The following is an 8,953-nucleotide window of genomic DNA, read 5'->3' as shown; positions in this document are numbered from 1 at the left end:
GCAACCGGAAAATCGACCGGGCCAATCAGGTTTGGGCGCTCGATACGAGCTATATCCCGATGGCGCGCGGCTTCGTATATCTGACGGCTGTCGTGGACTGGGCGAGCCGTCGGGTGCTGGCACACCGCGTGGCGATCACGCTGGAGAGCTGCCATGCTGTCGAGGCGCTGGAGGAAGCATTTGCGAAATACGGCCTGCCTGAGATCGTCAACACGGATCAAGGCAGCCAGTTCACCGCAACCGAATTCACCGACGCGGTGCTCAGCCGGAGCGTTCTTCTGTCCATGGATGGAAAGGGCGCCTGGCGTGACAACGTGTTCGTTGAACGGGTGTGGCGCAGCGTCAAATACGAAGAGGTCGTGTGCTACGAACGCGACGGTTCGAAGTCCGGGCCGTTGCGATGCTTTATCAAAGATGAGGGCGGGCCCCTCGGAGTCGGCTTGCAGGAGCAGGCTTCAAACCACCACAAGCTGCGCGAGTTAAGAGCTCGCGTGGTGAGCGTTGATGGAAAAGGCGGAGCTCGACTCCGTCAGGTGAGGGTCAGGAAGACGAACGCGAGTGAACCGCTGATGACGTGTCGAAACGTACGAACTGGAGTCGAAACCGGGATCCGGATCTCTATCCCGCACCAAAGGTTGGGGGCTAACCTGCTTACTGCCCAACTGGCTTCCGGCATGAAGGCGGCGTGATCTTGATCCAGGCTTTGATAAGGAACGTAGGAACCTGTCGCCCCGATGCTAAGGGAGAAATCCAAGCGGATAGCCTCCGCAAGGGTGAGAGTACCGATGCGGGGCACAGGGGCGGAGGCGTTCGTAGTAGGGTTGAAGGCTCTGTAATGGGGCTGGACCGAAGGAACGCCGTCGTCTGGCTTGACCGTGCGAGCAACCCGCGAGGGGAGGACTCGCATGGATAAGGCAAAGCCGTTTGATATTTCCAAACGCGAAGTGTGGGAAGCGTTCAAGCGGGTGAAGGCAAATCACGGCGCGGCGGGCGTCGATGGTCAATCGGTTGCCGAGTTTGAGGAGGACCTGAGTAATAACCTCTATCGACTCTGGAACCGGCTGTCCTCGGGAAGTTATGTTCCGCCTCCCGTGCGGCGCGTTGAAATTCCAAAGGCTGATGGTAAGACTAGGCCGTTAGGAATACCAACTGTGTCGGATCGCATCGCGCAGATGGTGGTACGGCGATATCTCGAACCCATTCTGGAGCCAGTGTTCCATGATGATTCGTATGGTTATCGACCGGGCCGCTCAGCGCATCAGGCGCTCACAGTTGCGCGTCAGCGTTGCTGGCGCGCGGACTGGGTGCTGGATCTCGATATTAAAGGCTTCTTCGATAATATCGACCATCAACTTCTGATGCGCGCGCTGCGACGGCATACGAACTGCAAGTGGGTGCTTCTATACGTTGAGAGATGGCTAGTCGCACCGGTTTGTATGCCCGATGGCGCCTTGGTAATGCGGGATCGGGGAACACCGCAAGGGGCAGTTGTCAGTCCCATATTGGCTAACCTGTTCTTGCATTACGCGTTCGATCAATGGATGTCACGGAACTATCCCGGCGTCCTGTTTGAGCGTTACGCCGACGATGTCATTTGCCACTGCAAGAGCGAGGCGCAGGCCAGGCAATTACGAGCGGAGCTCGATGCCCGGCTTGCGGCTTGCAAACTACAGCTTCACCCGGAGAAGACGAAAATCGTCTACTGCAAGGACGACAACCGACGCGGCAGCTATCCGGTGCAACGCTTTGATTTCCTGGGCTACTGCTTTCGGCCGCGGAGTTCAATGAGTCGATCTGGAACACTGTTCGTTAGCTTCGCTCCTGCGGTAAGCGACAAGGCGGCCAAGTCGATGCGGTTGCGAATGCGTCGATGGCGGCTGCACAGTCGCAATGATCTTGAACTTGCCGAAGTCGCTCGATGGACGCAGCCCGTGCTTCTGGGCTGGGTTCGCTACTACGGGCGGTTCCGGCCTTCTGCGCTTCGCGGGGCTTTGCGTACACTGGATTCGTTCATTGTGCGTTGGGCCCAGCGCAAATACAAGAAACTCCGAACGCACAAACTGCGGGCGTGGGATTGGTTGCGGCGTCTTAAAACGCAGCGCCCGACCCTCTTCGCGCATTGGACGCTCGGAGCCACGGCTGGACGATAGGAGCTGTATGAGTTGAGAGGCTCACGTACAGTTCTGGGAGGGCCTGGCGGTGCGATTCCGCTGGGCTACTCAACTATCTGAAGGCCTACGACTCGGTCAGCCACGCCCGCCGCTCAATCGGCAACTACCTGAACTGGTATAACCAGAATCGGCCTCATTCTAGGCTGGCCGATCAGACACCGGATGAAGCATACTTCGCCACGCTGCCAGCGATAAAATCGGCAGCTTGATTGCTTGATTGCCTCTGCGATTCCACTTAAAAACTCGCGGATCCTGTCCGAACGAATGAGGCCATCTTTCCATCGCTGCATCGGTAAGAGTCATCCGAGCTGTTCTCCAATTTTTCCGTGCTGTTTAGCGCATGCCCGCGCTCAATGTGGGAAGCCAAAGACACCGACAGCTTCCAGTGCCGCTCCGATGAAGATAACCGCCAAGCCCGCGTAGGTTGTCCGGAGCTTGGCGTGCGGAAAGTTACGCCCAACTAGATAACGGCGCTCCCCTCATCATCTTGAGTGTTGGGTATCTGTTACGAGGAAGTTTGCATGCCAGGGCAGGAGATCCAGCGCGCGAGAGTCGGTAACTAAAGATTCCTCGGAAAAACCTCAGGCCTAGCCAGCGCGCGATGATGCGCTAGAATACTGTATAAATGTACAGTATTGGGGGCGGTATGGGGCGACCCGACGTTTGGGCGATGGCGGCCGGATGGAAAGCCGATGCGAAGCTATGGCGCCTCGCCTGATCCAATGTCCACGCCCGCCTACGGCGCGCTGCCCGACTATGCGGAACTGCAGTGTGCCTCGAACTTCTCCTTTCTACGCGGCGCGTCACACGCGGATGACATCGCCGCGCGGGCCGCGCAACTGGGCTATCGCGCGATCGCCGTAACCGATGAGTGCTCGCTCGCGGGCGTCGTGCGCGCGCACCTCGAGGCGAAGAAGGCGGGTGTCCCGTTCATTGTCGGCTCAGAATTCGCGTTGACCAACGCTGACGGTGCGACGGCCCTTCGGTTTATTGCGCTCGCCATGACACGGGAAGGCTACGGCAATCTGAGCGAATTGATCACGCTCGGGCGCATGCGTGCGGACAAGGGCAGCTACCGGCTCGCCACGCGCGATCTTGACCACCCTGAATCGTCGCAGGGGCACCTCAAGGGCCTCCCGGATTGCATTGCGGTCCTGAGCCCTGATTATCCAGCGAACGAGGCGCGCCTCGACGTGCAGCTAGAATGGTTTGCCGCCACGTTCGGCGATCGGGCCTGGGTCGCGCTGACCCTTCACGCGCGCGCAATGGACGATATCCACCGCGGCGTGATTGAGCGTGCCGCCGCGCGCCATCGCGTGCCCGTCGTCGCGACTGGCGCCCCTGTGATGCACGTGCGCTCGCGCAAGCCCCTGCAGGACGTACTGACGGCGATCCGCCTTGGCCGGCCAGTGGCCGAGTGTGGCTACGATCTCGCGCCGAACGCCGAACAGCATCTTCGTTCGCGCTTGCGTTTGGCTAATCTGTACCCTGCGGGCGCTCTCGCGGAAACGGTGGAGATTGCGCGGCGCTGTACGTTTTCGCTCGATGAGCTTCGCTATGAATATCCCGATGAGCTTGTCCCTGATGGCTTTACGCCCGAGGCCTACCTGCGCCAGGAAACGTATACCGGCGCGCACCGCCGCTGGCCCACAGGCATTCCGCACAAGGTTCAGGCCCAGATCGAACACGAGCTCGCGCTAATCGCGGATCTGAAATACGAGCCTTATTTCCTGACGGTGTATGACATCGTGCGCTTCGCGCGCAACGAGGGGATTCTCTGCCAGGGACGTGGCTCGGCTGCCAACTCGGCCGTGTGCTACTGCCTCGGCGTGACCGAGGTTGATCCGGCGCGCTCGTCGATGCTCTTCGAGCGCTTCATCAGCAAGGAGCGCGGCGAGCCACCAGACATTGATGTCGACTTTGAGCACCAGCGCCGCGAGGAAGTCGTCCAGTACATCTACCGCAAGTACGGGCGCGAGCGCGCTGCGTTGACCGCCGCTGTCACGACCTATCGTCCCCGCAGTGCGCTACGCGAGGCAGGCAAGGCGCTCGGCGTCGATCCCGCGATCGTTGACCGTGTTGCCAAGGCGCACCACTGGTTTGACTCGAAGGAGGACCTGTTAGGTCGATTCGAGGAAGCCGGGCTCGATCCACGGGCGCCGCTTATCGTGCAATGGGCGAAGTTCGCCGCCCTGCTGCTCGGTTTTCCCCGGCATCTTTCGCAACATAGCGGTGGCTTCGTGATCAGCCGCGGCAAGCTTTCTCGCCTTGTGCCGATCGAGAACGCCGCGATGGCCGATCGTTCGATCATCCAGTGGGACAAGGACGATATCGAGGCACTCGGGCTGCTCAAGATTGACGTGCTTGCGCTTGGCATGCTTTCAGCCGTGCGCTTGACCTGATATCGGAAAAGCGCGGCGAGGTGTTCGAGCTGCAGGACATTCCTGCCGAAGACTCGGCAACGTACGAAATGGTTTGCCGCGCCGATACGGTAGGTGTATTCCAGATCGAGTCCCGCGCGCAGATGAGCATGTTGCCGCGTCTGCAGCCGCGTTGCTTCTATGATTTGGTGATCGAGGTGGCGATCGTGCGCCCCGGTCCCGTCCAGGGCGGCATGGTCCATCCGTACCTGCGCCGGCGGCAAGGCATCGAGCCGGTGACGTTTCCGAGTTCGCAGATGGAGCAGGCGCTCGCCCGCACGCTCGGCGTCCCCATTTTCCAGGAGCAGGTCATGCAGGTCGCGATGCTTGCCGCTGGTTTCTCGGCGGGCGAAGCGGACCAGTTGCGCCGCGCGATGGCTGCGTGGCGCCGCAAGGGGGGGCTTGGGGTCTACTACGACCGCATCGTCAAAGGCATGCTCGAGCGCGGGTACGACCGCGAGTTTGCCGAGCAGATCTTCGCGCAGATCCAGGGCTTCGGCGAATACGGTTTTCCAGAGAGCCATGCGGCGAGCTTCGCGCTGATGGTCTATGCGAGCGCGTGGCTGAAGCGCCATGAGCCTACGGTCTTCGCGTGCGCGCTGCTGAACAGCCAGCCAATGGGTTTTTATTCGCCCTCGCAACTCGTACAGGACGCAAAGCGCCACGGCGTACGCGTTCTACCTGTCGACGTGACGATCAGCACCTGGGATTGCGCGATCGAAGGCCCGACGACGCACGATCCGTTGCGGCTCGGGATGTCGCTTGTGCGCGGGATGAAGGAAGAAGCCGCGGCCCGCATCGAAATGGCCCGCGCTGTGCGGCCGTTCCGCGACGTGTCCGATCTCGCGCGCCGTGCGCAGCTCGACCGGCGCGATCTCGAAGTGCTCGCGGCCGCCAACGCCCTTCGCTCGCTCGCCGGCGAACGCCGTGCTGCGCTCTGGCAGGCCGTCGCTGCCGTCCCGGATCGTGATTTGCTGCGCGGGGCCACGGACGACGACGAGACACCGGAACTCACATCGATGACGGAAGGTGAGGAAATCGTGAGCGACTACCGCTCGACCGGCCTCACCCTTGGCCGCCACCCGCTCGCCCTTCTCCGCCCGCGGCTCGCGAAGATGCGGCTCGTGCCTTCGGATGCGCTGATGCGCTATCGTAACGGGCAGCTGGCGCGCGCGTGCGGGATCGTCACGGTCCGGCAACGACCCGGCACCGCGAACGGCGTGATGTTCATGACGCTTGAGGACGAGGCTGGCAGCGTGAACATCATCGTCTGGCAGTCTGTCCTCGAAAAATTCCGGCGCGAGGCGCTCGGCTCGTCGTTGCTCGCTGTGTATGGAGTCTGGCAACGCGAGGGCGAGGTGCGACATCTCGTTGCAAACCGGCTCGTTGACGTGACGCCGTTGCTTGGCGAGCTTCCAACCGTGAGTCGTGACTTCTGCTAGTGGAGAACACTCGATGAACATTCGTGTTGGCACTGCATCGTGGACAGATCCGACGCTCATCAAGAGCAAACGGTTCTACCCGCCCGGCTGCAGCAGCGCAGAGGGCCGCCTGCGCTTCTATGCGAGCCAGTTTCCGCTCGTCGAGGTGGACTCCAGTTACTACGCCATGCCCAATGGCAGCAACTCCGTTCTATGGGTCGAGCGCACGCCGCCGGACTTCGTTTTCAACATCAAGGCTTTCCGCCTCTTCACCGGCCACCAGACACAGCGCGACATGTTTCCCAAGGACATGCAGCCTGCGTTGCCGCAGAACGGCAAGAAGAACCTCTACTACAAAGACATCCCCGACGAAATCAGGAACGAACTCTGGCGGCGCTATTTTGAGGCGATCGCCCCGTTGCAGGATGCGGGCAAGCTCGGCGCAGTGCATTTCCAGTTCGCGCCGTGGATTACTTCCGCGCCCGACGGCCGCGCACACGTCGAGCACTGCGCGGAGCGCATGTCAGGACAGCACCTGATGGCGGTTGAGTTCCGCAATCGCAGTTGGTTCGACACGAAGCACGCCGCGTCAACGCTCGCGTTTGAGCGCGAGTACTCGTTGGTTAACGTCGTCGTTGACGAACCACAGGGGCCAGCGAACTCGATTCCCTCTGTATGGGAAGTCACGAACCCTGCCCTCGCGCTGGTGCGTCTGCACGGGCGCAATCACGAGACGTGGAATATCAAGGGTGCGACGGTTGCGAGCGATCGGTTCAACTACGACTACAATGATGATGAGTTATCCGAATTATCAGTAAAGATCCGGGAGATCGCCGCTTCGGTCGCGCAGACGCATGTCGTCTTCAACAATAACTACGAGGACCAGGGGCAGCGGAACGCGCGAACACTCATGGGATTTCTCGGCGATACGGCTGTAACAGCGACGTGACCGACCCACGACCGCGACGGATTGCACACCTCGACATGGACGCTTTCTACGCGTCCGTGGAGCTGCTGCGCTATCCCGAGTTGCGGGGGAAACCCGTTGTGATCGGCGGCGGCCGCGACGCCGTACCCGAAATGCTCCCAGATGGCACGCGCCGCTTTGCAAAGCTGGGGTTGTAAGGGGGAACCCCAGATTTGCTGGAATTGCTTTTATTTCATTGGGTTACGTGTTTCTTTGAGCAGGGCAATGAGTTCATCTGTCGAGGGCAGCGCGATGCCGTCGCCTCCTTCGAGGATTCCCTCTGCCAACGCACGCTTGCTCTGATGTAATGCGACGATCCGTTCCTCCAGCGTGCCCTGGTTGACGAGGCGGTAGACCGTCACGGGTCGCTGCTGTCCCATGCGGTGCGCTCGCCCCATCGCCTGATCCTCAGCGGCCGGGTTCCACCACGGATCCGCGATCACGACGTAATCGGCGGCCGTGAGGTTCAGGCCGAAACCGCCGGCCTTGAGGCTGATCAGGAACAGATCTCCTTCGCCCGCCTGGAACGCCGCGACGCGCCGATTCCGCTCCGCTGCCGGCGTGGCTCCATCGAGGTATTGATAGGAAATCCCGGCTTCATCGAGTGGTTCCCGCAGCAGCGTGAGGAAATCCACGAACTGGCTGAATACCAGGGTTTTGTGCTGGTTGGCTGACAGCTCAGTGGCGAGAGCTGCGAACGCCCGTACCTTGGCGCCGACGACACCCAACTCCGGACTCACCAGGCGGGGATCACACGCGGCACGGCGTAGCCGGGTAAGCTGGGCCAGAATGTTCAGCCGTGCGGCGCCGGTGCTGCTATCATTCAGGCTCTGTTCAGCTTCTGCGACAGCCCGCCGCCTGATTGCGTCGTAGTGCGCGGCTTCCGCCTGTTCGGAAGTAACCGCAAGCTGCAATTCGGTGCGTGGAGGTAGCTCGTCCAGAACCTGCGATTTGGTACGACGCAAAATGAAGGGGGCAATCAACCGACGCAGCGTTCGCTGTGCCTCCCGGTTCCGTTCGCGTTCAATTGGTACAGCAAAGCGTTCATTGAAGCGTTTCGCACTACCCAGCAAGCCGGGGTTACAGAAGCGCAGGATCGACCAAAGTTCGGTCAGGCGGTTTTCAATCGGGGTTCCGGACAACGCCAGACGAAAATCGGCCTCCAGCTCGAACACTGTCTGCGAGCGTTTTGCAGCTGCGTTCTTGGTCGCCTGTGCTTCATCCACCACGAGGGTATGCCAGCGGCGATTGAGGAACGATTCAGCGCCTTGCAGCATCAGCGCATAGGAGACCACAACCACGTCGCCCGCGTTGGCCTCGCGAATCATGGCGTTGCGGCGATCGTCATCGCCCTCACCATAGAGACAGAGATTCAGGGCGGGCGCGAAGCGCTGCCCTTCGGCGATCCAGTTGCCCGTGAGGGAGGTTGGCGCAACCACCAGCGCTGGCCCTTCCGAGGCACGCGCCAGCAAGACTGCCAGGGACTGCAGCGTCTTGCCCAGCCCCATGTCATCTGCCAGACAGGCTCCGAACCCACAGGCAGCCAGTCGCATCGCCCACTGGTAGCCTTCTTCCTGGTAGGGGCGCAGCTGTGCCTGCAGGCCGCCGGCGAGCCGGTGCAAGACGATCAACCGGGTCAGCAGAAACTCGCCGCTTGACGTCCCCCGCTATCAACGGCCCATACACCATGCATGGACGCCCCCGGCTTGCCAAGCTCTCGTTTGTGACGGAGGGCAGGTAATGATTGCGGCCATGCATCCGGACTTCGATGTCCCGGCGCAAGGCCGGCGGTCCCTGATGGAATTCGCTGGCCGGACTCTCATCAGACTTGCGTGCTCTTGCGCACGTAGGTGTACTCAGAGTTTCCCGGCCACGGTCTGACCTGTCTCGCCATCACGTCATGATCGCCTGAGCAATCGGCTGTAGTCTCCTGCTGGCAGTTACACGGTAAGCTAGCGGCTAACGGTTACGTAG

Annotated in this window: 2 protein-coding genes and 5 pseudogenes; 6 read left to right on the top strand and 1 reads right to left on the bottom strand. The window is 61.1% G+C overall.

Translation table 11 applies throughout. The annotated features are described in order from the left end of the window. The 6 genes and pseudogenes from M3A49_RS41365 to M3A49_RS41340 all read left to right on the top strand — a co-directional run. Positions 1 to 359: pseudogene (locus tag M3A49_RS41365) on the top strand (transposase); the annotation flags it as partial. 546 nt (positions 360 to 905) lie between these two features. Continuing rightward, a complete protein-coding gene (ltrA, locus tag M3A49_RS41360; protein ID WP_266233894.1) occupies positions 906 to 2,150 on the top strand; it encodes a group II intron reverse transcriptase/maturase in 1,245 nt (414 codons plus the stop codon). 74 nt (positions 2,151 to 2,224) lie between these two features. Continuing rightward, positions 2,225 to 2,380 (top strand): annotated as a pseudogene (locus M3A49_RS41355) (integrase core domain-containing protein); the annotation flags it as partial. Positions 2,381 to 2,893: 513 nt separating this feature from the next. Continuing rightward, positions 2,894 to 6,033, top strand: a pseudogene (locus M3A49_RS41350) (error-prone DNA polymerase). A 13-nt stretch (positions 6,034 to 6,046) separates the two neighbouring features. Then, complete coding sequence (locus M3A49_RS41345) at positions 6,047 to 6,961, top strand: DUF72 domain-containing protein (RefSeq protein WP_266233893.1); 915 nt, start codon at positions 6,047 to 6,049, stop codon at positions 6,959 to 6,961. Positions 6,962 to 6,996: 35 nt separating this feature from the next. After that, a pseudogene (locus tag M3A49_RS41340) lies at positions 6,997 to 7,128 on the top strand (DNA polymerase IV); the annotation flags it as partial. 39 nt (positions 7,129 to 7,167) lie between these two features. Here M3A49_RS41340 and M3A49_RS41335 read toward each other — a convergent pair. Beyond that, positions 7,168 to 8,592 (bottom strand): annotated as a pseudogene (locus tag M3A49_RS41335) (DEAD/DEAH box helicase); the annotation flags it as partial. Positions 8,593 to 8,953: the final 361 nt, after the last annotated feature.

This window comes from Paraburkholderia sp. CNPSo 3076, from assembly GCF_026343935.1.
GTDB classification, from domain to species: Bacteria; Pseudomonadota; Gammaproteobacteria; order Burkholderiales; family Burkholderiaceae; genus Paraburkholderia; species Paraburkholderia nodosa.
Note: the sequence above shows the minus strand (reverse complement) of the source record. Positions and strands in the feature narration are given on the sequence as shown.

What these genes read in the sequence shown, in the direction of transcription:
- ltrA (WP_266233894.1), top strand. Translation starts at nt 906, where the DNA reads ATGGATAAGGCAAAGCCGTTTGATATTTCCAAACGCGAAGTGTGGGAA.
- M3A49_RS41345 (WP_266233893.1), top strand. Translation starts at nt 6,047, where the DNA reads ATGAACATTCGTGTTGGCACTGCATCGTGGACAGATCCGACGCTCATC.